This is a genomic window from Serratia rubidaea, from assembly GCF_016026735.1.
Classification (GTDB): domain Bacteria; phylum Pseudomonadota; class Gammaproteobacteria; order Enterobacterales; family Enterobacteriaceae; genus Serratia_B; species Serratia_B rubidaea.
Genome location: NZ_CP065640.1, coordinates 4250975 through 4276361 on the forward strand (window position 1 = coordinate 4250975; position 25387 = coordinate 4276361).

Sequence of the window (25387 nt, forward strand, 5' to 3'; positions counted from 1 at the left end):
AGCGAAGCGTGATATTATAACATTCGGTAAGTTCTGCAAGATGTAATCGGAAATGTCTACACTGACAACGTTAAAAAATATCTCCGTCTCGTTCGGCAACCGCAACGTGCTGTCGAACGTGTCTCTCAGCCTGCAACCCGGCCGCATCCTGACGCTGCTGGGGCCGAACGGTGCGGGTAAGTCTACGCTGGTGCGGGTGGTGCTGGGGCTGATTGCGCCGACCAAAGGCGACATTGAGCGTCAGCCGGGCCTGCGCATCGGCTATGTGCCGCAAAAGCTGCACCTGGACGCCACCCTGCCCCTGACGGTCAGCCGGTTTATGCGCCTCAAGCCCGAGGTCAAAAAGGCGGATATTCTGCCGGCGCTCAAACGGGTACAGGCGGCGCACCTGCTGGAGCAGCCGATGCAAAAGCTGTCCGGCGGCGAAACCCAGCGCGTACTGCTGGCCCGGGCGCTGTTAAACCGCCCGCAGCTGCTGGTGCTGGATGAGCCGACGCAGGGCGTCGACGTCAACGGCCAGCTGGCGCTGTACGATCTGATCGATCAACTGCGTCATGAGCTGGACTGCGCCGTGCTGATGGTTTCCCACGATCTGCATCTGGTGATGGCGAAAACCGATGAGGTGCTGTGCCTGAACCAGCATATCTGCTGTTCCGGCACGCCGGAAGTGGTGTCGACGCACCCTGAGTTTATCGCCATGTTCGGCAACCGCGGCGCAGAGCAGCTGGCCATTTACCGCCACCACCATAACCACCGTCACGATTTAAAGGGACGTATCGTATTGAAGAAAACCGGGAGTCGTGACGCATGATCGAACTGTTATTACCGGGCTGGCTGGCCGGTATTCTGCTGGCCGCCGCCGCCGGGCCGCTGGGCTCATTTGTCGTCTGGCGCCGTATGTCCTATTTCGGCGATACGCTGGCACACGCCTCCCTGCTGGGCGTCGCCTTCGGCCTGCTGCTGGATATTAATCCGTTCTATGCGGTTATCGCCGTGACCCTGTTGCTGGCGCTGCTGCTGGTGTGGCTGGAGCGGCGTCCGCAGCTCTCGCTTGATACCCTGCTGGGCATTATGGCGCACAGCGCGCTGTCGCTCGGCCTGGTGGTGGTGGCGCTGATGTCCGATGTACGCGTCGACCTGATGGCCTACCTGTTTGGCGATCTGCTGTCGGTCACCACGGATGACATCATGATGATTGCCGTCGGCGTGGCGATCGTGCTGCTGGTGCTCTACTGGCAGTGGCGTAATCTGCTGTCGATGACCATCAGCCCGGAGATGGCGCACGTTGACGGCGTGAATCTGGCGCGCACGCGCATCGTGCTGATGATGGTGACCGCGCTGACCATCGGTCTGGCGATGAAATTTGTCGGCGCGCTGATTATCACTTCGCTGTTGATTATTCCGGCCGCCACCGCGCGCCGCTTTGCCCGCACGCCGGAGCAGATGGCGGGCATCGCCGTGCTGATCGGCATGCTGGCGGTAACCGGCGGCCTGACCTTCTCGGCGTTTTACGATACGCCGGCCGGCCCGTCGGTGGTGCTGTGCGCCGCCATGCTGTTTGTTTTCAGCCTGGCTAAAAAGCAACAGGCGTAATCACCGCCGCGCAATCAGTAAAAAGGGTCGCTTAATGCGACCCTTTTGTTTTCTGTTTTCCGCCGGTTCGTCCGCAGGCTTACTCTTCGCGCTCAATACCAAAATGCTTATAGGCGTGGTTGGTCGCCATGCGTCCGCGCGGCGTGCGTTGGATAAAGCCCTGCTGGATCAGGAACGGCTCAATCACGTCTTCGATCGTTTCACGCTCTTCGCCAATCGCCGCCGCCAGGTTATCCAGCCCCACCGGCCCGCCGGTGAACTTATCGATAATCGCCAGCAACAGCTTACGGTCCATATAGTCGAACCCTTCCGCATCCACATTCAGCATATTCAGCGCCTGCGCCGCCACCTCGCCGGTCATCTGGCCGTCGGCGCGCACCTCGGCAAAGTCGCGCACCCGGCGCAACAGGCGGTTGGCGATACGCGGGGTGCCGCGCGCACGGCGCGCCACCTCATGCGCGCCGTCGGGCGACAGCGTCAGCCCCAGGCAGCTGGCGCTGCGCGACACGATATGCTCCAGATCGGCAACCTGGTAAAACTCCAGCCGCTGGACAATGCCGAAGCGGTCGCGCAGCGGCGAGGTCAGCGAGCCGGCGCGGGTAGTGGCGCCCACCAGGGTGAACGGCGGCAGATCGATTTTAATCGAGCGCGCCGCCGGCCCTTCGCCGATCATGATATCCAGCTGATAGTCTTCCATTGCCGGATACAGCACCTCTTCCACCGCCGGCGACAGACGGTGAATCTCATCGATAAACAGCACGTCGTGCGGTTCAAGGTTGGTGAGCATCGCCGCCAGGTCACCGGCCTTCTCCAACACGGGGCCGGAGGTGGTGCGCAGGTTGACGCCCATCTCGTTGGCGACGATGTTAGCCAGCGTGGTTTTACCCAGCCCCGGCGGCCCGAAAATCAGCAGGTGATCGAGCGCGTCGCCCCGCAGCCTGGCCGCCTGAATAAAGATTTCCATCTGCTCGCGCACGTGCGGTTGCCCCACGTACTCCGCCAGCATTTTGGGACGGATGGCGCGGTCGATCACCTCTTCTTCCGTGATCGGCTCGGCTGAGATCAGGCGGTCGGCTTCAATCATGTTTTATCCTTACCGGCAGTTACAGGGCCGCACGCAGCGCGTCGCGGATCAGGGTTTCGCAATCGGCGCCCGGCTTGGCGACCTTGCTGACCATGCGGCTGGCCTCCTGCGGCTTGTACCCCAGCGCCACCAGCGCCGCAGCGGCCTCGGCTTCGATATCCGCTTCGGACGCCTTGCCGGCGCGGGCCGGCAGGTTGATTTCGCTGCTGTTGGCGAACAGGTCGCCGTTCAGCCCTTTAAAGCGATCTTTCATTTCCACCACCAGACGCTCGGCGGTCTTTTTACCCACGCCCGGCAATTTCACCAGCGCGGTGATTTCCTCACGCTCTACCGTGGTGACAAACTGCTGCGCCGACATGCCGGACAGGATCGCCAGCGCCAGCTTCGGCCCCACGCCGTTAACCTTGATCAGCTCGCGGAACAGCGCGCGCTCCTGCTTATCGTTAAAACCATACAGCAGCTGCGCGTCTTCACGCACCACAAAATGGGTAAATACGATCGCTTCCTGCCCCAGCTCCGGCAGTTCGTAGAAGCAGGTCATCGGCATATGCACTTCATAACCGACGCCGTTCGCTTCCAGCAACACCAGCGGCGGCTGTTTTTCCAGGATATTCCCTCTGAGACGACCTATCATTTACCCTCCAGCTTCAATTCTTGTTCACGGCCCGCGGCCATGCCATGCCATGCTGCTAAGCTTATAACATAAAAAAGGCTGGATGAATATCCAGCCCGTCGTTATCCGCCCGTTATCCCTCCGCAGCCTGATAACGCTTATTTTAAACGCCCGCGCGCCATGCTTAAGCGCCCTTCGCTCATCCGCAGCACGTTCTGGCTGAGATGGCAGTGGGTGATGGCAATCGCCAGCGCATCGGCGGCGTCCGCCTGCGGGCTGGCGGAAAGCTTGAGCAGTGAACGCACCATGTGCTGCACCTGCGCCTTCTCCGCCGCGCCGGTGCCGACCACCGTCTGCTTAACCTGACGGGCGGCGTACTCAAACACTTCGAGATTCTGGTTGACCGCAGCGACGATCGCCACGCCGCGCGCCTGCCCCAGCTTGAGCGCCGAGTCCGGGTTCTTGGCCATAAACACCTGTTCGATGGCGAAGAAATCCGGCTGGAACTGCGTAATGATCTCGCTGACGCCGGCGTAAATCAGTTTCAGCCGCGTCGGCATATCGTCCACCACGGTACGGATGCAGCCGCTGGCGATATACGACAGCTGGCGCCCCTGCTGGCGAATCAGGCCGTAGCCGGTAATGCGCGAGCCGGGGTCGATACCAAGGATAATCGCCATTATATCGTCCGCTCCGTCTTGCCCGTCCACGGCGTCAGGCGCTGCGTTGCCACAGCGCCAGATTGACCACGCATTACAGCGTAGCCGCCACCTCGTCGGAGATCTCACCGTTGTGGTAAACCTCCTGCACGTCGTCGCAGTCTTCCAGCATATCGATCAGACGCAGCAGCTTCGGCGCGGTTTCCGCATCCATATCGGCCTTGGTCGACGGGATCATCGACACTTCCGCCGCCTCGGCGGTAAAGCCGGCGCTCGCCAGCGCGTCTTTGACTTCACCCAGGTTTTCCCACGCGGTGAACACGTCGATGGCGCCGTCGTCGTAGGTCACGATATCTTCCGCGCCGGCTTCCAGCGCCGCTTCCATCACGCTGTCTTCATCCAGACCCGGCGCAAAGGTGATCACGCCTTTTTTGGTGAACAGGTAGGCGACGGAACCGTCGGTGCCGAGGTTGCCGCCGCACTTGGTGAAGGCGTGGCGCACTTCCGCCACGGTGCGGTTACGGTTGTCGCTCAGACAGTCGATCATGATGGCGGTGCCGCCCGGACCATAACCTTCATAGATGATGGTTTCCATGTTGCTGTCGTCTTCACCGCCGACGCCGCGGGCAATGGCGCGGTTCATGGTGTCGCGCGTCATGTTGTTGGACAGCGCTTTGTCCATCGCCGCGCGCAGGCGCGGGTTGGAATCAGGATCGCCGCCGCCCAGCTTGGCCGCCGTGACCAGTTCACGAATAATTTTGGTGAAAATCTTACCGCGTTTGGCGTCTTGCGCCGCTTTACGGTGTTTTGTGTTGGCCCACTTACTATGACCTGCCATAAAAAATCTCCAAAAAAAACTACTGGACTGAATTAATCACAAACTCTTCAATCGCCTGCTGGTTGCTCCACGACTTGGTCAGTTTGACGGCGTCCGCCGCCTCAAGCCATTGGTAAGCGTGATGCTCGGTAATCACCGGATCGCGCTCTGCGGGCAACGCCAGACAGAACCAGTGCTCTTTATTGCGCGTGGTTCCCGGCGCATAGCGATGTCGCAAGTGGACAAAGAGTTCAAACTCCACGCAGCGCTGGCAATCGAACAGCGGCAGATTCTCCGCCAACACGTCGATGCCGACTTCTTCTTTGATCTCACGCTGCGCGGCATGCAGCGGCGATTCATCCGCCTCCAGGCTGCCGGTCACCGACTGCCAGAATTCGGTATCGTCCCGCCGCTGTAACATTAGCACCCGGCCGCTGGAACGCGCATAAATCACCACCAGAACCGACTCGGGGCGTTTATAGTTCATCACGCGTTCTCTGAGTTGGCGTCGTCCGCCGCGCCCTTTTTCACCACGCTGATGGACAGCTCCTGCAGCGCCGCCGGGTTGGCGAAGCTCGGGGCGTCGGTCATCAGACAGGCGGCCGCGGTGGTTTTCGGGAAGGCGATCACGTCGCGGATATTTTCCGTGCCGGTCAGCAGCATCACCAGGCGGTCCAGGCCGAAGGCCAGACCGGCGTGCGGCGGCGTACCGTACTTCAGCGCATCCAGCAGGAAGCCGAATTTCTCACGCTGTTCGTGTTCGTCGATGCCCAGAATGCCGAACACCGTCTGCTGCATTTCGCTGCGGTGAATACGCACCGAGCCGCCGCCCACTTCGTAGCCGTTCAGCACCATGTCGTAGGCGTTGGCGATAGCATCGGTCGGCGCCTGCGCCAGCGCTTCCGGCGAGGTGTCGCGCGGCGCGGTGAACGGATGGTGCATCGCCGCCAGGCCGCCTTCGCCGTCTTCTTCGAACATCGGGAAGTCAACCACCCACAGCGGCGCCCAGGCGTCCAGCTTGGTCAGCTGCAGATCGCGGCCCAGCTTCAGACGCAGCGCGCCCATCGCATCGGTGACGATTTTGCCGCTGTCGGCGCCGAAGAACAGAATATCGCCGCTTTGCGCGTCGGTGCGCGCCAGCATCGCTTCCAGCACCTCGGCGCTGAGGAATTTGGCGATCGGGCTTTGTACCCCATCCATCCCCGCGGCGCGGTCATTCACTTTCAGCCACGCCAGCCCTTTGGCGCCGTAGATGTTAACAAATGCGCCGTATTCGTCGATCTGCTTACGGGTCAGCTGCGCGCCGCCCGGTACGCGGATGGCCGCCACGCGCCCTTTGGCGTCGTTGGCCGGGCCGGAGAACACTTTAAACTCGACGTCTTTCACCAGATCGGCCACGTCCGTCAGCTCCAGCGGGTTACGCAGGTCCGGCTTATCGGAACCGTAGCGACGCATCGCTTCGGCAAAGGTCATGATTGGGAAATCGCCCAGATCCACGCCCTTCACATCCTGCCACAGCTCGCGCACCAGCTGCTCCATCACGGCGCGCACTTGCTCGGCGCTCATAAAGGAGGTTTCGACGTCGATCTGGGTAAATTCAGGCTGACGGTCGGCGCGCAGGTCTTCGTCGCGGAAGCATTTGACGATCTGGTAGTAACGGTCAAAGCCGGACATCATCAGCAGCTGTTTGAACAGCTGCGGCGACTGCGGCAGCGCGTAAAACTTGCCTTTATGCACGCGGCTCGGCACCAGATAGTCACGCGCGCCTTCCGGCGTCGCTTTGGTCAGCATCGGCGTTTCAATATCCAGGAAGCCGTGGTCGTCCATAAAGCGGCGGACAAAGCTGGTGATCTTGGCGCGGGTTTTCAGGCGGTCGGCCATCTCCGGACGACGCAGATCCAGGTAGCGGTACTTCAGACGCGCTTCTTCGCTGTTGGTCTGGTTGGCGTCCAGCGGCAGCGGCTCGGAACGGTTGATAATCTCGAGCGCATGGGCGAACACTTCTACTTCGCCGGTGGCCATATCTTTATTGATCTGGCTGTCTGGACGCGCACGTACGGTGCCGACGATCTGGATACAGAATTCGTTGCGCAGTTCGAACGCCTTGTCGAACGCCGCTTTTTTATCCGGATCGAAGAACACCTGCACGATGCCTTCGCGATCGCGCATATCGATAAAGATCAGGCCACCCAAATCGCGGCGACGGTTTACCCAGCCGCACAAAGTCACTTCCTGGCCCACGTGGGACAGATTCAACTGCCCGCAATATTCAGTACGCATACGCTATCCTTTTACTCAGCCGATGCCGCGCCGGACGTGTTGCCCTGGGCGCCGCTGTTATCTGATGAACTCTTGTTGCCCGGTTTAAAATCAGTCGCGTACCAGCCGGTGCCTTTCAGCTGGAATCCGGCCGCGGAGATCAATTTTGTCAACGCAGGCTGCCCACACGCCGGACAGTCGGTCAACGGCGCATCGGAAAATTTCTGCAATTTCTCTAATCGATGATTGCAAGCACCACATGCATATTCGTAAATCGGCATAGGTCGTTGGATTAAAGAGAGTTGAAAAAAGGCGGCCATTATAAAGGAAATTCATCCGCCCGATAAGTGCGAAGCGCGTATTGTTCTGCGACTAAATGATGCCTTTTTGTCCGAACCACACATTGATTAACAAATTTCCCGTTAACAGCGGCGCAAATGTTCACGTAGCCTAAGTTTACGTGTGAATGCGGCAACGCCGCTCCCATCCCCTTTCCTAATGAGGCAACGCCATGCTGAAACTTGATACCTCAACCACCGCGCTGGTGCTGATTGACCTGCAACAGGGCATTTTGCCGTTTGCCGGCGGCCCGCACAGCGCTGAACAGGTGGTCACCCACGCCGCCCATCTGGCGGGACGCTTCCGCGCCCTTGGCGCGCCGGTGATTCTGGTGCGCGTCGGCTGGTCGGCTGGCTTCGACGAAGCGCTGAAGCAGCCGGTTGATCAACCGTCTCCGCCGCCGGTCGGCGGCCTGCCCGCTAACTGGTGGACCTTCCCGGAAACGCTGGCGGTCAGCGACAACGATATTCTGGTCACCAAACGCCAATGGGGCGCGTTTTACGGCACCGATCTGGAGCTGCAGCTGCGCCGCCGCGGCATCAAAAGCATCGTGCTCGGCGGCATCGCCACCAATATCGGCGTGGAATCCACCGCGCGCGACGCCTGGGAGCGCGGCTTCGAACTGGTGGTCGCCGAAGATATGTGCAGCGCGCCGAACGCGGACATGCACCAGTTCGCCTTCAAGTATATCTTCCCGCGCCTGGCGCGCGTACGCAGCACCAGCGAAATTCTTGCCGCGCTGTAAGCGACGGGTTAACGTAGACGCTTTCTATTTTTGCGCTGCCCGCCGGGCAGCCGGTAACTGGCGAAGGAACGGATGTATATCGGATTACCGCAATGGCACCACCCCGCCTGGAACCGCATCGGACTGCGGGACCTGGCGGACTACAGCCGCTATTTTAACTGCGTCGAGGGCAACACCACCTTTTATGCCCTGCCGAAAGCGGAGATCGTACAGCGCTGGCGCGCGATGACCCACGACGATTTCCGCTTCTGCTTTAAATTTCCCGCTGAGATCAGCCACAAGGCGGCGCTGCGCCACTGCGACGCCGACGTACAGACGTTTTTCCAGTGTCTGGCGCCGCTGGAGCAGCGTATCGGCCAGCTGTGGCTGCAGCTGCCGGCGGCGTTTGGCCCGGCGGAGCTGCCGGCGCTGTGGACGTTTTTCGACGCCCTGCCCGGCGCATTCACCTACGGCGTCGAAGTGCGCCACCCCGCCTTTTTCGCCAAAGGGGAGGAAGAGCGTCTGCTGAATCAAGGGCTGCACCAGCGCGGCATTAACCGGGTGATCCTCGACAGCCGGCCGGTGCACCACGCCGCACCGCACAGCGCGGCGGTGCGCGACGCCCAGCAAAAAAAGCCGAAGCTGCCGGTGCACGCTCTGGTGACCGCCGCCAATCCGCTGGTGCGCTTTATCGGCGGCGACGTGCTGGACGACAACCTGCGCTGGTTCAACGCCTGGCAACATAAACTGGCGGACTGGCAGCAGCATACGCCCTATCTGTTTATTCATACTCCGGATAACGGCGACTCTCCGCAGCAGGCGCAAAAAATCTGGCAGCGTCTGCGGGAAAAGCTCCCGTCGCTACCGGCCGCGCCCGACTGGCCCGAGCAAGACTCACTGTTTTAACCAATTAATCTGGCGAATTACATCAGATTTTTCTCCGCGACAGCCGTACAAATGGCGGCTATTATGCAGGGGCCAGTTTTTGGTTAGGGAATGGAGTTCAAAATGGTAAGCGCGCTCTATGTGGTGCTCGGCGCATTGTTGTTAATTAAACTCTCTTACGACGTAGTCAAACTCAGGATGCAGTACCGCGTCGCCTACGGCGACGGCGGCTTTTACGAACTGCAGACCGCCATCCGCGTGCACGGCAACGCCGTGGAATATATTCCTATCGCCGCCGTGCTGCTGGTGCTGATGGAAATGAACGGCGCGGAAGTATGGCTGATCCACCTCAGCGGCCTGCTGCTGATCGCCGGACGTCTGGTGCATTTCTATGGCCTGCGCAACCGCGAAGCCCGCTGGCGCGCCTCAGGCATGATCGCTACCTATATCTCTCTGGTGTTGATGGTGCTGGCGAATACCTACTATCTGCCCTGGGAGCTGATCTTCACGCTGCACTGATCCCCCTTTCCAGGCGGCGACGCCGCCTGTTTCCACATCGATAATGTGATCTCTGCCGGCGATATCTGTTAGAATACGCCCCTTCGAATTCTGACCTGATTTTTTGCCGCTATGCCAAACCGCGATACTCTGTTTTCCGCCCCCATCGACAAACTGGGCGACTGGACCTTTGATGAACGCGTTGCCGAAGTGTTCCCCGACATGATCCAGCGCTCCGTGCCCGGTTACTCCAATATTATTTCCATGATCGGCATGCTGGCGGAGCGCTTTGTGCAGCCAAACAGCCAGGTCTACGATCTGGGGTGCTCGCTGGGCGCGGCCACGCTGTCGATGCGGCGGAATATCAGCGTGGCGGACTGCAAAATCATTGCGGTGGACAACTCGCCGGCGATGGTCGAGCGCTGCCGGCGCCATATCGACGCCTTCCGCGCCGATACGCCGGTCGAGGTGATTGAGGCCGATATCCTCGATATCAATATCGAAAACGCCTCCATGGTGGTGCTGAACTTCACCCTGCAATTTCTCGAGCCGGCCGATCGCCTGCGCCTGCTGCAGCAGGTTTACCGCGGCCTGCGCCCGGGCGGCGCGCTGGTGCTGTCGGAGAAATTCAGCTTTGAGGACGCGCCGGTCGGCGAACTGCTGTTCAATATGCATCACGACTTCAAGCGCGCCAACGGCTACAGCGAACTGGAGATCAGCCAGAAGCGCAGCATGCTGGAGCATGTGATGCTGACCGACTCGGTTGAAGCCCATAAGGCGCGCCTGCAGCAGGCCGGCTTTGAACACGCGGAAGTGTGGTTCCAGTGCTTTAACTTCGGCTCGCTGATCGCCCTGAAAGCGGGAGAAAGCGCATGATCGAGTTCGGCGATTTTTATCAGCAGATAGCCAAAAGTCCGCTCAGCCACTGGCTGGACACCCTGCCCGCGCAGCTCAGCGCCTGGCAGCGCGAATCGCTGCACGGCAAATTCAAGCAGTGGTTTAACGCGGTGGAACACCTGCCGCTGCTGACGCCGGATCGGCTTGACCTGCTGCACGGCGTGCAGGCCGACATGCAGCAGCCGCTGTCCGCCGGCCGGCTGGAAGGCATTGAAACCATGCTGCGCACGCTGATGCCGTGGCGTAAAGGGCCGTTTTCCCTGTACGGCATTGATATCGACACCGAATGGCACTCCGACTGGAAGTGGGACCGCGTGCTGCCGCATATCTCGCCGCTGGCGGGCCGTACCGTGCTCGACGTCGGCTGCGGCAGCGGCTACCACATGTGGCGGATGGTCGGCGCCGGCGCGCAGTTTGTGGTGGGCATCGACCCGATGCAGCTGTTCCTGTGCCAGTTTGAGGCGGTACGCAAGCTGCTGGGCGGCGACCAGCGCGCGCATCTGCTGCCGCTCGGTATTGAACAGCTGCCGGAGCTGGCGGCCTTCGACACCGTGTTCTCGATGGGCGTGCTGTACCACCGCCGCTCGCCGCTGGATCACCTGTATCAGCTGAAAAATCAGCTGGTGCGCGAAGGCGAACTGGTGCTGGAAACGCTGGTGGTGGAAGGCGATCGCCATCAGGTGCTGGTGCCGGGCGACCGCTACGCGCAGATGCGTAACGTTTACTTTATCCCGTCCACCGAAGCGCTGAAGGGCTGGCTGGAAAAATGCGGCTTTGTCGATGTGAAGGTGGCCGACGTCTGCGTCACCAGCCTAGAGGAGCAGCGCCGCACCGGCTGGATGACCAGCGAATCGCTGGCCGACTTCCTCGACCCCGACGATCCGACGAAAACCCGGGAAGGCTACCCGGCGCCGCGCCGCGCCGTGCTGGTGGCGAGAAAGCCGTAACGCCGTCGGAAAACCCTGCATGGCCCGGCCATGCAGGGTTGATTACCGACAAAAATCAGCCATGAGCCCTTTCCGCCTGGAACGTTGGATAGGGAACATTAACCGGCCATGAGTCGAGGACATCCATGGTAGAGTCCGGTCGTAAAGATTTAAAAGGCTGCTGAACAACCAAAGTGTGTCCATACTGGTCCTTTGACAACACCGTACCTACCTGCATGATGGAATAATACTTCTGCTCTGCCAAATCTAAAAATAATATGGAATAGAACACAGCCATCTTAACAGAGCCATCGGCTTGATTTTGCACACCGTCGACACTCCATCCCTCCTGCAGCTTTACATAGTTGCCCGCAACGGTTTCGCCAATTTTAGCGGCAATCAGGCCATGGAGAACTGAACCCGGAATAAATTTCATAACTAAAACTCCTTGTGATTAATTGTTCGCAGCACTTGCTGCACCACCAATATCCACAAAAATTTAATGGTTATAAACTCATTGCCGTTGTGTGGCGCACCAGCCGACGACGCCGGCGAAAAATACCCTACCGGCCGGTAATAACGGTGAAAAAAACGCGATTTAAAGGCGGGGAAACATATCGCCGCGCACGCGGCAGGAAGGTCAATCAATGCCCGGCGGTCGCCGGGCATTTTAGGGGGCATCAAGCGCCGGTGCGATGACGCTGCTGCGCCAGCTGTTCCGCACGCTGCAGCAGCGCCTGCAGGTCGTCTTCGTCAATATCCAGAAACTCGCCGTCCAGCAGCGCCTGGTGCAGATCGGCGCGGCTAATCGGCACCTCAAGCGGCGCCGGCTGCGGCTTAACCTCGGCGGGCGCTAACGCATGCGGGTAGCGTCGGCCCAGCAGGTTATTAAACACTATCGCCAGCAGCGCCATCAGCACGGAATTGAGCAGCACCGGCGACCAGACAAACGCATAGCCCAGCTGTTTCACCCCCTCGCCGCCGAGGATCGCCGTCAGCGCCACCGCCCCGCTCGGCGGATGCAGGCAGCGCAGCTTAAACATCACGCCGATCGCCAGACAGGCCGCCACGCCGCAGGCCAGGCCCGGATCGCCGATCAGCTTGCCGCAGCTGACGCCAATCAGCGCCGCCACCAGGTTGCCGCCGACAATCGACCACGGCTGCGCCAGCGGGCTGGCCGGCACGGCAAACAGCAGCACCGCCGAGGCGCCCATCGGCGCGACAAACCATAAATTGACGCTGCCCAGCATCCAGTGGCTGACCCAGCCGGCGACCATCAGCCCCAGGCCGGCGCCAAGGCTGGCGAGTGCGATCTCTTTATTCCCTGCGGCTAACGGATGCGGCCACAAACGCGCGCACCCTATTTTCAACTGCGTGACTATCGGGTTAATCATATTGCCTAATAATGTAAAAAATTAACGTTGCGGCAGGAATATATCACAGGAAAAATCTTAGTTAAGTGTTTATACAGCATAAAAAAACCCGGCTAAAAGCCGGGTTTTTAAGCCATGCAAGATAAGCCAATGGTCTAGGGCGAGGCCAGCGGCGGCGCCGTCTGAATCAGCGCCTCCAGCACCAGCGCCACCTGGCTGCCCGGATCGGCATGCTGCTGCAGGATCAGGCCTTCAATCATAGCGATAAACAGGGTCGCCATCTGTTCGGCCGGTTGAGGCGGCGCTTTGCCCGCATGACGGAAAATAAAAGCGATCAGCTCACCAAAAATATGCGCATTTTCATGGTGCAGCGCCAGATACGCCTCGGCAAACTCCCGGTCGCGCAGGGCCAGCAGCTGTAGCTCTACGTCCATCACGGCGCAGTCGCGGTTGTTTTTCAGCTCGGCGATATACTGCGCCAGCGCCCGATCGAGCGCATCATCATCCAGATCGGCCGTCAGCACCTGCTGTAATTGTGCGATCTCGCGCTGCTTAAAGCGCTGCATTACTTCCAGCAGCAGCGCATTTTTGCTGGCGAAATTAGAAAAAAACGCCCCTTTGGAAAAGCCCGCTTCTTCCGCAATGGTATTAATACTGTTGGCATGCACCCCGCGGGCCACAATCAGCTCGGTGGCGGTCGTCAGCAGTTTTTCCCGGGTCGCCTGTTGGCTTTCTTCACGGTTGAGGCGTTTTTTCATGATGCTGATGGACTCCTGGCAAATAAAAATACTTCACTGCATTCACGCAATCTGCGACCGATTATATAGGAATTTAACCAAAGGACGTAAGGAATCCGCCATAAATGCCCGGAAGATACGGCTCTAACAATTTGATTACACAAAATAATAAAGCCATCTTTACGATGGCTTTTTAATGGGCTGCGAATATTCCGAACGATATCAGAAGTTGTAGTGCAGCCCCAGCATCAGCGACTCGGCCCGGTAGTGGGTAATAACATCCTGCGGCGGCAGCCCCTCAATCAGACCGTAATTCGCCGATGCGGTTCGCAGATAGCGATAATCCAGTGAAACGCTGTAATCGTCGCCAATCTGGGCGATAAGGCCGCCCCCGAGCTGCCAGGCGGCCACGTCATCATTATGCGTTTGCCCGAAGTGCACGCCCTCCGCGGCCAGCCCTTTAATAGTCAGGCGTCCGTACCCCATCCCGCCGCCAACGTAAGGCCGCAGGACGGCGTTGTCGGTAATGTGCAGACGCCAGGGAATATCATACCAAACGTTGGCAAACGCGCCGGTAAAGGCTTCGCTGCCGCGCCCGGCAGCGCTGCTGTTCCCCTCATAATAGCGTTGACTGAAACTGCTCAGGGTATTTTTGCGGTAGTTAAGCTCCAGTTCCGTACGCACGCCCGACAGAAAACGCCATCCCACAAGGCCGCCATAGACATAGCCGCTGTCCAGCGGCTTTTTAAAGTTCATTTGGACAAAATCGAGTTGCTGCTGGCGAAGGTATTGCGAGGATGCCCAGTTAACCCCGCCTTCCAGCCCAATATAGGGGCCGGTTTCAGCCGCCTGCGCCGCATTCCAGACGCCCAACATACTCAACCACAACAGGCTCCGTATTTTCATTTTCTCACTCTTCCGTTGTTAACATTATTACTGCTCTCGCACGGCGGATGCCGGCAATATCGATGGCGCCTCTTGTGCGCGTTGCTCGGCCAGGTGAGCCAGATTACGCAATGCGTTGTTCAACGCCGGGCGTAACAGCGCCTGCATCACTTTGCGCCACAGCCAGGGATTAACCTGGCTGACATCGCCCCGGTGGGTCACGCGGCAGGTGGCAGGCGTGAGCGCCTCTACCTGATGATCAAAACGCAGCGTGGCGCCCAGCAGCCGGGCGGCGTTACGCCAGCGGCGCCCCACGTCTATCTCCTCCAACACAATCGACATGCGCAGCCCGTTCTTTAATTTGCACAGCCCGCGGGTGCCCGGGGCAAACGCCCCTTCCAGACGGCAGCTCACCACATCCGTGTCCCACTGCGGCGATGCTTCCAGATCGGCCCAAATCGCCCAAATAACGTCGGCCGGAGCCGCGACGTCGACGCTAAACGTTAAGGTATTCATTGGTGTTGTCCTCAGGTCGATGCCGGATCGGCCACGTCATGCTTTTCCAACGCCTGCGCGACGATCCGGGCTTCCCCTAATCGCTGCGTTCCCATCCGCAGCGACAGGTTGATAAGGTTAGTGCGGCCATAACCGCCCGCCGGCAATTGCGCATGCTCCGCCGCCACGCACAGCGTGCGCTGGCGCGGTATCGCGTTATTCAGGGAAAAATGCAGCGTCACCAGGTTCATCGGTACCCCCAGCGGGACCCGCATCACATCGTGGGCAATTTGCATGTAGCACTGGCGGGCAATCTCCAGAAAATAGACCATCGACAGGTTTTTCTCATCGCCATAGGTAAAGAAATGCCCGTCGGGCAGCGCGGTCGTCAGCACTGAATAGTGCTCCTGTTCTTTGAACAGCTCGCCCACCAGCACGTTTTCCGGCCGGTGCTTATGCAGCAGGTCGGCCCGCCGACAAGGCGCTACCGCCCGGATAGCCCCCATCGGCGGCGGGCAGGCGGCCGTCTTCAGCGTAAACGTAATACGGCAGGCGATGTGCGCCCGTTGTCTGATGACGATGGTCCACTCCCCGCCTTGCTGCCCGTTCACCGACAGGCTGACGGGGGCGGTTTTATCGACATAGCGCAGAAAGCGCACGTGCATGTCATTAATAAACTGCCCCGCATTGACGATGCCGGCCAGCTCCACCAGCTGCAGGCCGCCGGCGATCAGTAAAATGCCCGGCACGTGATCCAGCGGATGATCAAAGAAATAAGGGTGTTGTTCATTCACCCGCAGCGTCGCCTGCCAGCCGTCCGCGTTCTGACCCGCATCGCTGATAACATGGTGGCGGGAAACGCCGCGCCTGCGCGTGTTGAGCAACGTCTGCATGATGGTACGCCGCGCGTGCAGCCCTGCCAGCAGCGTATCGGTCACCTGTTTATTGAGCAACGCCAGCCCGCTGAGCGACTCGGCCGTCGGCGCCGGCACCGGCGCGGCGGCTGGCAATGGTTCAACGGCTGCCGCCGTCGGGTGGGCGAAACGCAGGGTATAAGGCAGCCGCTGCCGCCCTTGCTCCTGCGGCGCTGACCAGGCCCGCATGCGTTCACTGAACAGCCATAGCCACGGTTTGCCCTGGCGACGCACTTCAATCACGCCGTATTTATCCAGCGTTACGATCTGCTGTAACAGATATTCGATACCGCTGGCTTCCGCCAGCCAGCCGCAATGCTGGTGCAGAGGCTGCGTTTGCGTCTGGCCGGCGGCATCCAGCTCGCATACCGTGGTCTGAGAAATTTGCTGCGGCTCCATCCCCGCCATCCGGCACGCCGCCGACAAGTCATCAGCATGCGTCGCCAGCACGGCGCCGCGTAGCACCACCAGGGCATCATCCCCCTGCCGCCACGGTTTCAGCAGCATGATGGCGGCCGCTTCCCCCTGCCGCGGCTGAGCCTGCTGACAGTGACGCAGCTCGCTGTGGCTGCTGATATAGCGCCCGGCCCCCAACAGCACCTGTTGCAGGCCGCGCTCAAACCAATGCGGCAGGGTCAGCAGCGTCTGCCACAGCAGCCCCGCCTCGCCGGCCAGGGTTTGATGGCAACCGCGCAAATCAAAAATTTTTGCCGCATAGCCTGACAGCATGGAAGGCAGCATGGTCGCCACATCTGCGACCGTCACATCGGGCGCCTCCCCCTGCTGCGAGCGGAAGAATTCGCTGCGCGCATAGGCATTGGCAAAACTCTCGCCCCCCAGGTTGCAGCACATCATCATTGCAGTATCGGCACTGTTTGCCAGCGTCGGGTGACGGGCAACGATGCGGCCGGTTAATGCCGTCACCAACAGTTTAAAAGGATCAACGTGGTCCAACGCCTTCGGCCCCATGGCATAGCCATGGGTATCAATCACGCAGTCCGTCGCCAGATAGTGCCCCTCGGCCAGCGGCTGCGCAGCATTGGCCGCCAGACGTCCGGCGGGGAAAGGCCGGCAGACTGCCGGCTGCTGCAGTTTCTGCTGGAACTCCGCCAGACTGAATGCACCGCCCAATGCCGCATCAGCATCCAGAACGGACAGGTTCAGCGTAATATAACCAACCTGCCGCGCCGCCTGGCGCCGCACGGCGTGTTCCGCGCCGACGCGGTCGATAATCATATGGGCGTTGGCGCCGCCGAAGCCAAAGCTGGAAACCGCCAGCCGCCGTAAGTTTGCCGGGCCGCTGGCGTCGGCCGTTGCCAGACGCAACAAGCCGGAGGTTACGCGCGGATCCGGCGTATAGCCGGGCTGCGGAGGGATCTGCTGATGGCGCAGCATCAACAATGCTTTCGCCAGCGAAGGCCCGCCGGCGGCAGCCAGCGTATGCCCCACGGCGGCCTTGATCGAGCCGATCGTCAGCGGCGTCTGGCGTGGGTTATCCGCGGTGAAGAACTGCCCGAGCGACGCCAGCTCGGTGGCGTCCCCCAGCGGCGTCGCGGTGCCGTGCGTCTCCAGATAATCCACGCTGGCGGGATCCAACCCCTGCCATGCGCGCCGGTAGGCCGTAAGCTGCGCCTGCTGACCGGGTGAAAAGACCGAGCCTTCCGCACCGTCAGACGACAGCCCGACCGCCGTCAGCAGCCCGAGGGGATCGCGCCCGGCCGCCTGCGCCTGGCCCAGCGGCTCCAACAGAAACGCGCAGGCGCACTCCGCCGGAACAATGCCGTTGGCCTCCGCGCCAAAGGCGCGCAGGCGCGCATCGCCGGAAAACGCCGTCAGCTGTGAAAAGCCTAAATAGAGCGCCAGCGGCAGGACGGTATTGATCGCCATCACCACCACGCTGTCGGCCTGCCCGCTGTTGATCACGCCCTGCGCCATTTCCAGCGCATAAGGGAATGAGCTGCAGGCGGTATCAACCGTGAAAGCCGGCCCGCCGAGCTGCAGCCGATCGGCCATCAGGCGCACCTGCTCGCCGGGCGCCAGGCCGTTTTCCGTCAGAAAATAGCTCTCATCGCTCCAGGAGGTGGCCAGAATCAGCCCGGTACGGCCCCGCGCCAACCGCTCCGGCATCAGCCCCGGCTCTTGCAGCAACCGCTGCAACACGCGCAGGCCAATCCCCGCCTGACGCGACGCGGCGCCGGCCGGTTCATCCAGGGTAAAGGCCTGATCCAGATAGACCCGGTTACGCGTGCCGGGCCGTTCGGCCAACACCGCGTCGGCATCAACCTGCCAGTGCGGCAGCAGCGAACGTAACGGCGCGCTTTCCCCCTGCGTCAGCAGCGTCCATAAATCCTCAACCGAGGCCGCGCCCGGAAACTCACCCGCCATCGCGCTGAAACAATAAGCGGGAGACGCGGTGCCGGATGCCGTAAAGTCATGGCTCATGTGCGGCTTACCCCAGTCTATTTAACAGCGCCAACGCCTCGCCGGCGTTGCGTCGGGACATCAGCGCCTCGCCGGCGAAGTGGCAAATATCATGCTGCGGCGATAAATTTTCCCACACCGAGGATTGCGTAAACCCGTCCGTCAGATAGCGGTCAAACGGCGTTTCGAGATTGATATCGCCGTCGTTGGCCGTGCCGAGCTTTTTCAGCAGCTGCAACAGCGCAGCCTCCAGCGGAGGTTCTGCCGACAATTTTTCTTCCAGCAATGCGATCATCGCGCCGGGGGTTTGCAGATTGGTAAACTGCGGCGCATGAGCCTTCAGTTCGGGACGCTCCGACTGCAGCGCCTCCAGCACATCCAGACGGCCGAGAGAGTCCAGCCCCAGCTCATCGAAGGTTAAAGTAAGATCGATATCAGAGGGCGCAAAGCCGGTCAGATCCGCCACGATGCGCCGCATAACCTGCTCGGCGCAAAACGCCGGCGCTGGGGTTTCCCGTTGCTCCGAAGCCGGTTCGCCCAGACCGGCGAGTAACGCCGCCGGGGTCGCCGCGTCAAACAGAGCCGCCTTGCCCGCACGGGGATAGCGCTGCAGCAGCGCTTCCTGCACGTCCTGCCGACCGAGCGAATCCAGCCCCAGCTGTTCAAATTCCTGGGTAAGATCGATGTCAGCCGCAGGAAAACCGGTCATCTCCGCCAGCTGTCGGCGCAGCCAGGCTTCATGGCTCTCCTCCGCCGCTGCCTGAGCGACGGCCGGCTGCGCAGGAACCGGCAAAACGGCCGGGGTTTCCGCTGCGCCGAAGTTCAGCGGCGGCGTGACGGCCGGTAGCTGCGGCGCCTCTCCCGTCAGCAGCTGTTGATGCGCGGCTAAAAACGTCTGGGTCACGCTCTCCGTCTGCGCCAGCAGCTGCAGTAAAACCTGCTGCTGATTCGGGCTGTTGCTCACCAGAGCCAGCACTTTTTCGGTAAAGGCAAAATAGCTTTGAGTAATTCTGCTGTTGGCAGCAATAAACTCCTGAACTGCCGGGTTCATATCCATTTTCATAAGCGCTTTTCCAACGGGTTTCGGAAGAAATGATTCATCTCAGGCCGGTTCACGCCGCCACATCGTCCAATAGGTCGGTCACGGCGGCATCATGCTGCTGACGCAGCGCGGCGGTGGTCTGCAGGAAGTCGCTGAGGGCGTCGGCATCCTTGCCCAAGAAGGCGATATACCCATCCGGGCGAATCAGCACCAGGCAGCCCGCATCCGCGTGATAGCGGCGATGCAGCCGCCAGTCCGGATCGGCAATCAGCCGCGGTTCGCCATCGTGCTCATCCGCGCTCAGCGCGTCAGAGACGCAGCGCGCCGCAATACCCTGATAGCCGGCGACCAACGCCTGCGCCATCGCCTGCCAACCGGCGACCAGCGCCGAATCACCCTCTGCGGCGGTGAATATCAGCAGCAGATAGCGCTGACGGAACAGTTCACTCAGCGGCTGAGCCTGCGTTCCGGGCGCAGCCCAGAGCATCACGTCCGGCGCCAGCTGTCCGGCGCGCGGCGCGGCAACCGGCAGCGCCCGTTGCGCCGCCTTTTTACGCCAGCTGTTGCGCTCCCCTTTCTTCAACTCATTCAGCACCCACCGGCTGCCGCAGTAGTGGTAATGATGGCCCGAGATCAGCGACGGTAGTTTGCGTTGCACCTTGCTGCGGCCGGAGATCAGCGGCAGCAGGTTATTGCGCAGCCAGACCAGGGGACGTTTGCGGGTGGTGATCAGTTTTGTCAGTCGATGCGCGGTTTTTTCGGCTTCCTGCGCGACCGGATAACGCTCTTCGTGGTAGCTGTCCAGTAGTTGCGGCCCGGCATAGCCGCGCGCCACCCAGGCCAGTTTCCAGCCGAGGTTGTAAGCCTCTGACAGCCCGAGGTTCATCCATTGTCCCCCTATCGGGCTGCCGATATGGGCGGCATCGCCAAGCAAGAAAATGGCGCCGTGACGCAGCTGGGTTACCTGACGGTGCTGAAAGGCCGCCAGCGTGGTGGATGACAGGTTAGACAGCGTCATCTGCTGGCCGCGACCGTCACACAATGACTGGAACGTTGCCAAATCCAGCTGCGGACGCTCGCCCTCCGGCGGCAGCGCATGAGGCATTTCAAAGAACAGCCGGTAGCGTCCCTTGCCGTCAATCGGCGCAATGGCGACATACCCTTCCGCAGCGCCCAGGAAGAAGGCCCCTTCATCGCGACGCTGATCCCATTCAATATCGGCATCGGCCAACATAAAATAGGAGTCATAGGCTGAACCGTCGAAGCTGAGGTTAAGCTTTTTCCGCACCGTGCTGCGCGCGCCGTCGCAGGCGCACAGCCAGCGGCAGGACACCCACTGCTCTTCACCATCCCCCTGCTGAAGCAGCGCGCTGGCGCCGTCGGCCTCCTGCCGGATATCGTTCAGGGTGGTGTTCCATTCCACGTTGACCCCGAGCGCTTCCAGCCGTTGCAGCATCAGCTTTTCCGCATCCGGCTGCGGCAGACTCAGCAGCATGGGCCATGCGGCTTCCAACAGCGAAAAGTTGTAGTTGATAATGCGGCGCTGGTTCGCCTGAATCGAAAATGCCTTGATGGCAAAACCCTGAGCAACGGCCCGATCCGCAATGCCCAGTTCCCGAAACACTTCCAGCGTGCGGGAGTGGATCGCCATGGCTTTGGTCGACGTAGACGGCCCCGCGTTCTTTTCGATAATCCGCAACGGGACGCCGTACTGCTTGAGTAAAATCGCCAACGTCAGGCCAACCGGCCCGGCGCCGACGATCAACACCTGCGGGTGTTCAGCATGTGGTAAAGGCTGTTTTTCCATGTTTAGTACCAATTCCTGTAGAAAGGCGCATCGGCGATGGCCAATAATTCAGCATCCCCGGAAGAGTCGCCGTAGGCGTAAATCTGGTAGTTATCCAGATCGGTCATCTTTTCACGCAGCCGGCGCACCTTTTCACTGCCGACGCAATCCTCGCCGTCCACCTCACCGCTCAATGTCTGCCCGTCGCTGCCGAGCCGGGTGCCGCAGATAATGTCGATATTGAGCGAGCGCCCCCACTGCAGCAGGTAGTTTTCCGGCGAATTGCTGACCAGGGCGGTGACATGCCCCTGCTGCTGGTGCCAGCGCAGCCGTCTTAACGCCTGCGGCCGCAGATAGCCCGGCAGTTTTTCATGCACATAGCGGCGCGCCAGTGCGCTTTCCCGGGGAACGCTCAGCCCGGCAAAAAAGTGGTGAATAAAGGCGCGGCGCGCCTGCATCAACGGCGTGATTTTCAGCAACACCGCGACGATGCGCGGCAGCATCAGCGCCATCCCGCCCCAGAAAGCGGCTGAACCGTGAATAAAACGGATATAGCGCCAGAACGTATGGCGATGGGTCAGAGTGCCGTCGAAATCGAACACGGCCAGCACGCGACGGGATGTTTCCTCATGCGGCATGCTCCACCCCCTGGGCAGGCAGCATGTCGATTTTCCGCGGCAGCTTGAACCCCGAAAGATAGTTGCCCATAAACGTCAACAGCTCCTGCTGGACCAGCTGCGCATCGGACACCTCGACGCTGAGGCACAACACGTTGGCCTCATGTTTATCGCGCGTAACCCAGGCCCGCGCCCGTTTCACCTGCGGATGACGTACGGCCACCCGCTCTATCTCGGCCAGATCGATCATCTGCGCCCGGATTTTAGAAATGCGCAGCCGCTGGCAGACAAAGAACAGGTGCCCCTGCGCATCACGCCACACCAGATCGCCGGTGTGCAGCCAGCCATCCTTGAAGAACAGCGCGGTGGCTTCCTCATCCTGGTAATATCCTTCGGCAATCATCGGGCCGCGCACCACCAGTTCGCCGATGCGTCCCGCCGGCACCTCTTGCCCGCCGGGGCCGAGCACACGAATTTCCGCAGCGCGAATCGCCTGCCCCATGGCTCCGCGATGCTGTTCGCCACGGGTGTTTTGCACCACGATCGGTAAGCTTTCGGTCAAGCCATACCCCTGCAGCACCGGCCCGCAGCCCAACAGTTGGCTGAGCCTTTCCGCCTCCCCGGCCGGTAAATGTCCGCCGCCGGAATAAATCATCAGCTGCGGGTGCAGACCCGCCGGGGCCGATTTTCGCTTGGCCAGGCGGCCGTTGAAATAACGGATAACGTCGGGCACCAGGCAGGCGAATGTCACCTGATGCTGCGCCAGCACCTCAGCCAGATCGCGGTTAAGCAGGCTGTTGGTCACCAACAGCGTTGCCCCGACGCTGAGGGGGAAAATCAGCATCACCGACAAACCAAAAATGGCGTACAGCGGCAGCGTGACCAAATGTACGCTGCCAACGCCCTGCGGATGGAAATGCTCGTGCAGTCCGTCGGTAGAGCGCGTCATTTCCAGGTAGCGGTGAGCCACGGGGAAAGGCCGCGCATAGCCACGCCAGGTAAACTGCAGCGCCACGACCGGGTTGCCGTGCGGCGCCGTCAGCGCCGCCGCATCACCGTCGGGCTGCTGCGTCAAATGGTGTACATCTTCGCGGGGTGCGCAAGACGGCGTCTTATCGCTTAATAATATCTGCCACGTTGGTGATGGCGGCGTCAGCAGCGCAGCGTGTTTTTGATAAAATTCCGAGAAGGTAATAATGAAATCAGGATGACACTTATCGAACAGCTGACTTATTTCCCATGACGTCAGTTTACTGTTGATAATAATGGGGAGTGCCTCCAGGCTGACCAGTGCGAGGTAACTGGCAATAAACTCAACGCCATTTGGCAGAATTAACGCAACGTTATCACCGGGTTTAACCCCTAACAGACTAAAAGTCCGCTTTCGCTTTTCAGCAATATGTTTAAGCTCCTGGTAACTGAGCGTAACGTTATTATCAATGTCGTTAATTGCAGGCGTTTCCGGAAACTCCCTGGTAATTTCCAAAAAACGATGGAGAAAACCTTCACTATCAGTTGTAGTGTTCATCACGTATCCCTAGATATTATTTCAAGTAAGCCAGCAAAAACTAACGTTGATTATTTAGCAGGTAGGAAATTATGTTGCTGGTACCATTGCAATACGTCACTCAACGTTTCATTCAGCGGCCGGAATTTACAGCCTAACTCTCGTCGACTTTTATCATGACTAAAGTTCGTACGCAGATATTCACGTGACATCAGGTCCACGCTCGATTTGCTTAATAACACCGGTTTTTTCGTCAAACGGTGGTAAATCTCATACCCCTGCGCCAACACGCGCAGCATCAACAGCGGAACGGCCTTGGTCGGCGCCGGGACGCGGCTGACCTGTGCCAGTTCGCCCATCAATCCCCCCATGGTCATATGCCGCCCGGCCGCCAGATAACGCTCGCCACGGCGACCGCGCTCCATAGCCAGGATTTCATGCTCGGCCACGTCGCGTGCATCCACAACGCTGAAGCTGGCCGGCAATACGCCCGGGATTTTGTTACCGATATAATCCATAATAAATTGCCCTGACGAAGTCGGCCCAATATCTCCGGGACCAAACATCCAGCCAGGGAGAACAAAGCAGGCAAACATATCCGGGTGTTCTTTCAGAAAGTCGCGGACTACTTCTTCACTTAAAATTTTGCTGCGATAATAATCATCTTTATCTTTACTATTACGCGACATGCTTTCATCAATCAGCTGATTCTGTTCACCGCACAGTACGGCGATTGATGAGGTATGCACCATACGACGAATACCGGCATCCCAGGCCGCCTGCAGTAAATCCGCCGTGCCTTTCACATTGGTGTCATACAATTCCTGCCAATGCTTGCCGCCTTTAAAACTATCGCGAAAATAAGCGGCGGTATGGAAAAGGCCATCACACCCTTGTAATGCGCTCTGATAACTTTCCGGCCGGCACAGATCCCCTTCCACATAGGTAACGGGTAAATCAGTAAACTGTTTTTTTGCTTTTTCCGCACTGCGCACCAATGCGGTTACCTTAATGTTTTTCGCGAGCAGCGCACGCACCAGATTATTGCCAAGCAATCCCGTTGCACCGGTAACAAATGCATGATTCATCAAACTGTCCTTGCCATGTTTTTCGATAGAGAAAATAAATAACGCCCAGTCGAATACCGGGAGGTATCTGGAATTTCCGCTAAATATAACCGATGGGAATCTGAAAACCAAGTGGTATTCGAGGTGGGTTGGCGGGAAAGATCTTACAAAATAATTCACCAAAAAGAGGTAACCAACACAAGACGGGAATGCGATGTACGTCGGCATGGGAGGAACGCCATAGGCGCGATCGCTCTTTCCACGGTTCGCGTCTAAGTGCTGTACAAACAATGAGCTAGACGCTGCGAGATCATGCCCTTCCGGTGAGACGCGCCGCAGGCGCGCGGCAGCAAAAACTCAGCATGCTGTTTGCCCGGCGGCAAAAATAACAAACCCGGCAAAGGCCGGGCGACATACATACTTACGAGTTTGCCCTGCGATGGGACTACGCGCTCTGCGCCAGCGGATCGACCAACTCCAGGGCGCCTTTCATCGCCTCGACCATTTCACCGTCAACGCAATAGTGGCTGAACTCGTCAAACTCGTTGTCGGCGCACATAGTGACGCCGGCTTTGCGGTAGCGCATGGTGGACGGTACCGTATGCCCGGAAGAGCTGTGCAGCTCCCGAATGCCGATATCGACAAACTTATGCAGATTACTTAAGCGCACGCCGGCGCCGGCCATAATCACCGGCCCCTGGCTGGCCTGCAGCAAATCTCGCAGCAGCGGCAACCCCAGCTCGGCATTCTGCTGCTGTCCGGAGGTCAAAATACGCGCCACGCCCAAATCGGTCAGCTGCTGCAGCGCCTGCATCGGGTTTTGGCACATATCAAACGCCCGGTGGAAGGTCACCGCCATATCGCCGCACAGCGCCATCACCTCACGCATGCGCGGCAGATCGATATGTCCCTCTTCGTCCAGCATGCCGATCACCACGCCGGGGAACCCCAGATCGCGCATCTGCGCCACGTCGTTTTTCATCACGCTGAAATCAACGGCGCTGTAGCAGAAATCTCCGGCGCGCGGCCGGACGATGGGATGCACCGGAATCGCCAGCCTCTCCCGCGCCAGCGTTAATGAACCGTAACTGGGGGTCAGGCCCCCTTCGCTTTGGCTGGAGCACAACTCGATCCGATCCGCTCCTGCGCGTTCAGCCGTCAGCGCGCAATCGACGCTATAGCAACAAACTTCCAGTTTAATCATGGTCACCTCCAGATGACGGCCAACTTACTACCCGCCTTGTTAATC

At 59.8% G+C, this 25387-nt stretch carries 26 protein-coding genes; 7 read left to right on the forward strand and 19 right to left on the reverse strand.

The window, feature by feature from the left end:
* Window positions 1-52: 52 nt before the first annotated feature.
* Window positions 53-811: a zinc ABC transporter ATP-binding protein ZnuC gene (gene znuC, locus I6G83_RS20005; RefSeq protein ID WP_054304784.1), complete on the forward strand. Its 759-nt coding sequence runs from the start codon at window positions 53-55 to the stop codon at window positions 809-811.
* Window positions 808-1593 carry a zinc ABC transporter permease subunit ZnuB gene (gene znuB, locus I6G83_RS20010; RefSeq protein ID WP_015672616.1) on the forward strand — a complete coding sequence of 262 codons (786 nt, stop codon included), beginning with the start codon at window positions 808-810 and terminating at the stop codon, window positions 1591-1593. The genes znuC and znuB overlap by 4 nt, the downstream gene beginning before the upstream one ends.
* 79 nt (window positions 1594-1672) lie before the next feature.
* Here the strand turns inward: znuB and ruvB are convergent, their stop codons facing one another.
* The 7 genes from ruvB to I6G83_RS20045 form a co-directional block, all read right to left on the reverse strand.
* A complete protein-coding gene (gene ruvB / locus I6G83_RS20015; protein ID WP_015672617.1) occupies window positions 1673-2677 on the reverse strand; it encodes a Holliday junction branch migration DNA helicase RuvB in 1005 nt (334 codons plus the stop codon).
* Between the two features lie 19 nt (window positions 2678-2696).
* Complete coding sequence (ruvA, locus tag I6G83_RS20020) at window positions 2697-3311, reverse strand: Holliday junction branch migration protein RuvA (protein ID WP_015672618.1); 615 nt, start codon at window positions 3309-3311, stop codon at window positions 2697-2699.
* A gap of 137 nt (window positions 3312-3448) precedes the next feature.
* On the reverse strand, window positions 3449-3970 hold the full coding sequence (gene ruvC / locus I6G83_RS20025) for a crossover junction endodeoxyribonuclease RuvC (protein ID WP_015672619.1): 522 nt from the start codon (window positions 3968-3970) through the stop codon (window positions 3449-3451).
* 73 nt (window positions 3971-4043) lie between these two features.
* Complete coding sequence (locus I6G83_RS20030; protein ID WP_015672620.1) at window positions 4044-4787, reverse strand: YebC/PmpR family DNA-binding transcriptional regulator; 744 nt, start codon at window positions 4785-4787, stop codon at window positions 4044-4046.
* A gap of 19 nt (window positions 4788-4806) precedes the next feature.
* Window positions 4807-5253 (reverse strand): dihydroneopterin triphosphate diphosphatase, encoded by a 447-nt coding sequence (gene nudB / locus I6G83_RS20035; RefSeq protein WP_015672621.1) that lies wholly within the window; start codon window positions 5251-5253, stop codon window positions 4807-4809.
* Window positions 5253-7046, reverse strand: a complete 1794-nt coding sequence (aspS, locus tag I6G83_RS20040; protein ID WP_054304785.1) for an aspartate--tRNA ligase — start codon at window positions 7044-7046, stop codon at window positions 5253-5255. Before aspS ends, nudB begins: the two co-directional genes overlap by 1 nt.
* Before the next feature lie 11 nt (window positions 7047-7057).
* Window positions 7058-7345, reverse strand: coding sequence for an FmdB family zinc ribbon protein (locus tag I6G83_RS20045; protein ID WP_225365585.1), 288 nt, complete (start codon window positions 7343-7345; stop codon window positions 7058-7060).
* Between the two features lie 191 nt (window positions 7346-7536).
* Here I6G83_RS20045 and I6G83_RS20050 point away from each other — a divergent pair, with 191 nt between their 5' ends.
* From I6G83_RS20050 to cmoB, 5 genes are all read left to right on the forward strand, one after another.
* Window positions 7537-8109 carry a hydrolase gene (locus tag I6G83_RS20050; protein ID WP_054304786.1) on the forward strand — a complete coding sequence of 191 codons (573 nt, stop codon included), beginning with the start codon at window positions 7537-7539 and terminating at the stop codon, window positions 8107-8109.
* 72 nt (window positions 8110-8181) lie between these two features.
* Entirely contained in the window at window positions 8182-8994 is an 813-nt protein-coding gene (locus I6G83_RS20055) for a DUF72 domain-containing protein (RefSeq protein ID WP_054304787.1), read from the forward strand.
* Between the two features lie 102 nt (window positions 8995-9096).
* Window positions 9097-9492, forward strand: a complete 396-nt coding sequence (locus I6G83_RS20060) for an MAPEG family protein (protein ID WP_015672626.1) — start codon at window positions 9097-9099, stop codon at window positions 9490-9492.
* A gap of 111 nt (window positions 9493-9603) precedes the next feature.
* The gene (cmoA, locus tag I6G83_RS20065) at window positions 9604-10347 is read left to right on the forward strand and encodes a carboxy-S-adenosyl-L-methionine synthase CmoA (RefSeq protein WP_054304788.1); all 744 of its coding nucleotides are present in this window, start codon (window positions 9604-9606) and stop codon (window positions 10345-10347) included.
* Window positions 10344-11315 carry a tRNA 5-methoxyuridine(34)/uridine 5-oxyacetic acid(34) synthase CmoB gene (gene cmoB / locus I6G83_RS20070; protein ID WP_015672628.1) on the forward strand — a complete coding sequence of 324 codons (972 nt, stop codon included), beginning with the start codon at window positions 10344-10346 and terminating at the stop codon, window positions 11313-11315. Before cmoA ends, cmoB begins: the two co-directional genes overlap by 4 nt.
* 55 nt (window positions 11316-11370) lie before the next feature.
* On the opposite strand, the gene I6G83_RS20075 is transcribed toward cmoB, so the two are convergent.
* The 12 genes from I6G83_RS20075 to cutC all read right to left on the reverse strand — a co-directional run bounded on the left by I6G83_RS20075 (window position 11371) and on the right by cutC (window position 25342).
* A complete protein-coding gene (locus tag I6G83_RS20075; protein WP_054304789.1) occupies window positions 11371-11730 on the reverse strand; it encodes a hypothetical protein in 360 nt (119 codons plus the stop codon).
* Window positions 11731-11974: 244 nt separating this feature from the next.
* Window positions 11975-12688 carry an HPP family protein gene (locus tag I6G83_RS20080; RefSeq protein ID WP_054304791.1) on the reverse strand — a complete coding sequence of 238 codons (714 nt, stop codon included), beginning with the start codon at window positions 12686-12688 and terminating at the stop codon, window positions 11975-11977.
* Between the two features lie 134 nt (window positions 12689-12822).
* On the reverse strand, window positions 12823-13425 hold the full coding sequence (locus I6G83_RS20085) for a TetR/AcrR family transcriptional regulator (RefSeq protein ID WP_071889315.1): 603 nt from the start codon (window positions 13423-13425) through the stop codon (window positions 12823-12825).
* A gap of 201 nt (window positions 13426-13626) precedes the next feature.
* A complete protein-coding gene (locus I6G83_RS20090) occupies window positions 13627-14310 on the reverse strand; it encodes an outer membrane protein (protein WP_054304793.1) in 684 nt (227 codons plus the stop codon).
* 27 nt (window positions 14311-14337) lie between these two features.
* Window positions 14338-14805, reverse strand: coding sequence for an SRPBCC family protein (locus tag I6G83_RS20095; RefSeq protein WP_054304794.1), 468 nt, complete (start codon window positions 14803-14805; stop codon window positions 14338-14340).
* A gap of 11 nt (window positions 14806-14816) precedes the next feature.
* Entirely contained in the window at window positions 14817-18140 is a 3324-nt protein-coding gene (locus I6G83_RS20100) for a polyketide synthase family protein (RefSeq protein ID WP_072186052.1), read from the reverse strand.
* Window positions 18141-18147: 7 nt separating this feature from the next.
* Complete coding sequence (locus I6G83_RS20105) at window positions 18148-19182, reverse strand: acyl carrier protein (RefSeq protein ID WP_054304796.1); 1035 nt, start codon at window positions 19180-19182, stop codon at window positions 18148-18150.
* A 49-nt stretch (window positions 19183-19231) separates the two neighbouring features.
* The gene (locus I6G83_RS20110) at window positions 19232-20968 is read right to left on the reverse strand and encodes an FAD-dependent monooxygenase (protein WP_054304797.1); all 1737 of its coding nucleotides are present in this window, start codon (window positions 20966-20968) and stop codon (window positions 19232-19234) included.
* 2 nt (window positions 20969-20970) lie between these two features.
* Complete coding sequence (locus I6G83_RS20115; protein ID WP_054304798.1) at window positions 20971-21585, reverse strand: HAD-IB family hydrolase; 615 nt, start codon at window positions 21583-21585, stop codon at window positions 20971-20973.
* Window positions 21575-23092 (reverse strand): class I adenylate-forming enzyme family protein, encoded by a 1518-nt coding sequence (locus I6G83_RS20120; protein WP_054304799.1) that lies wholly within the window; start codon window positions 23090-23092, stop codon window positions 21575-21577. Before I6G83_RS20120 ends, I6G83_RS20115 begins: the two co-directional genes overlap by 11 nt.
* A 50-nt stretch (window positions 23093-23142) precedes the next feature.
* Window positions 23143-24366 (reverse strand): SDR family oxidoreductase, encoded by a 1224-nt coding sequence (locus I6G83_RS20125; protein ID WP_232238928.1) that lies wholly within the window; start codon window positions 24364-24366, stop codon window positions 23143-23145.
* Window positions 24367-24583: 217 nt separating this feature from the next.
* On the reverse strand, window positions 24584-25342 hold the full coding sequence (gene cutC, locus I6G83_RS20130; RefSeq protein WP_054304801.1) for a copper homeostasis protein CutC: 759 nt from the start codon (window positions 25340-25342) through the stop codon (window positions 24584-24586).
* Window positions 25343-25387: the final 45 nt, after the last annotated feature.

Bases quoted from the DNA above. Each gene is read 5' to 3' on its own strand.
- ruvA (WP_015672618.1), bottom strand. From the start codon at position 3,311: ATGATAGGTCGTCTCAGAGGGAATATCCTGGAAAAACAGCCGCCGCTG.
- cmoB (WP_015672628.1), top strand. From the start codon at position 10,344: ATGATCGAGTTCGGCGATTTTTATCAGCAGATAGCCAAAAGTCCGCTC.
- I6G83_RS20125 (WP_232238928.1), bottom strand. From the start codon at position 24,366: ATGCCGACGTACATCGCATTCCCGTCTTGTGTTGGTTACCTCTTTTTG.
- I6G83_RS20045 (WP_225365585.1), bottom strand. From the start codon at position 7,345: ATGGCCGCCTTTTTTCAACTCTCTTTAATCCAACGACCTATGCCGATT.
- I6G83_RS20055 (WP_054304787.1), top strand. From the start codon at position 8,182: ATGTATATCGGATTACCGCAATGGCACCACCCCGCCTGGAACCGCATC.
- znuB (WP_015672616.1), top strand. From the start codon at position 808: ATGATCGAACTGTTATTACCGGGCTGGCTGGCCGGTATTCTGCTGGCC.
- I6G83_RS20090 (WP_054304793.1), bottom strand. From the start codon at position 14,310: ATGAAAATACGGAGCCTGTTGTGGTTGAGTATGTTGGGCGTCTGGAAT.
- ruvB (WP_015672617.1), bottom strand. From the start codon at position 2,677: ATGATTGAAGCCGACCGCCTGATCTCAGCCGAGCCGATCACGGAAGAA.
- I6G83_RS20100 (WP_072186052.1), bottom strand. From the start codon at position 18,140: ATGAGCCATGACTTTACGGCATCCGGCACCGCGTCTCCCGCTTATTGT.
- I6G83_RS20060 (WP_015672626.1), top strand. From the start codon at position 9,097: ATGGTAAGCGCGCTCTATGTGGTGCTCGGCGCATTGTTGTTAATTAAA.
- I6G83_RS20105 (WP_054304796.1), bottom strand. From the start codon at position 19,182: ATGAAAATGGATATGAACCCGGCAGTTCAGGAGTTTATTGCTGCCAAC.
- I6G83_RS20110 (WP_054304797.1), bottom strand. From the start codon at position 20,968: ATGGAAAAACAGCCTTTACCACATGCTGAACACCCGCAGGTGTTGATC.
- I6G83_RS20095 (WP_054304794.1), bottom strand. From the start codon at position 14,805: ATGAATACCTTAACGTTTAGCGTCGACGTCGCGGCTCCGGCCGACGTT.
- ruvC (WP_015672619.1), bottom strand. From the start codon at position 3,970: ATGGCGATTATCCTTGGTATCGACCCCGGCTCGCGCATTACCGGCTAC.
- I6G83_RS20075 (WP_054304789.1), bottom strand. From the start codon at position 11,730: ATGAAATTTATTCCGGGTTCAGTTCTCCATGGCCTGATTGCCGCTAAA.
- nudB (WP_015672621.1), bottom strand. From the start codon at position 5,253: ATGAACTATAAACGCCCCGAGTCGGTTCTGGTGGTGATTTATGCGCGT.
- I6G83_RS20085 (WP_071889315.1), bottom strand. From the start codon at position 13,425: ATGAAAAAACGCCTCAACCGTGAAGAAAGCCAACAGGCGACCCGGGAA.
- cutC (WP_054304801.1), bottom strand. From the start codon at position 25,342: ATGATTAAACTGGAAGTTTGTTGCTATAGCGTCGATTGCGCGCTGACG.
- aspS (WP_054304785.1), bottom strand. From the start codon at position 7,046: ATGCGTACTGAATATTGCGGGCAGTTGAATCTGTCCCACGTGGGCCAG.
- I6G83_RS20115 (WP_054304798.1), bottom strand. From the start codon at position 21,585: ATGCCGCATGAGGAAACATCCCGTCGCGTGCTGGCCGTGTTCGATTTC.
- I6G83_RS20050 (WP_054304786.1), top strand. From the start codon at position 7,537: ATGCTGAAACTTGATACCTCAACCACCGCGCTGGTGCTGATTGACCTG.
- cmoA (WP_054304788.1), top strand. From the start codon at position 9,604: ATGCCAAACCGCGATACTCTGTTTTCCGCCCCCATCGACAAACTGGGC.
- I6G83_RS20080 (WP_054304791.1), bottom strand. From the start codon at position 12,688: ATGATTAACCCGATAGTCACGCAGTTGAAAATAGGGTGCGCGCGTTTG.
- I6G83_RS20120 (WP_054304799.1), bottom strand. From the start codon at position 23,092: ATGAACACTACAACTGATAGTGAAGGTTTTCTCCATCGTTTTTTGGAA.
- I6G83_RS20030 (WP_015672620.1), bottom strand. From the start codon at position 4,787: ATGGCAGGTCATAGTAAGTGGGCCAACACAAAACACCGTAAAGCGGCG.
- znuC (WP_054304784.1), top strand. From the start codon at position 53: ATGTCTACACTGACAACGTTAAAAAATATCTCCGTCTCGTTCGGCAAC.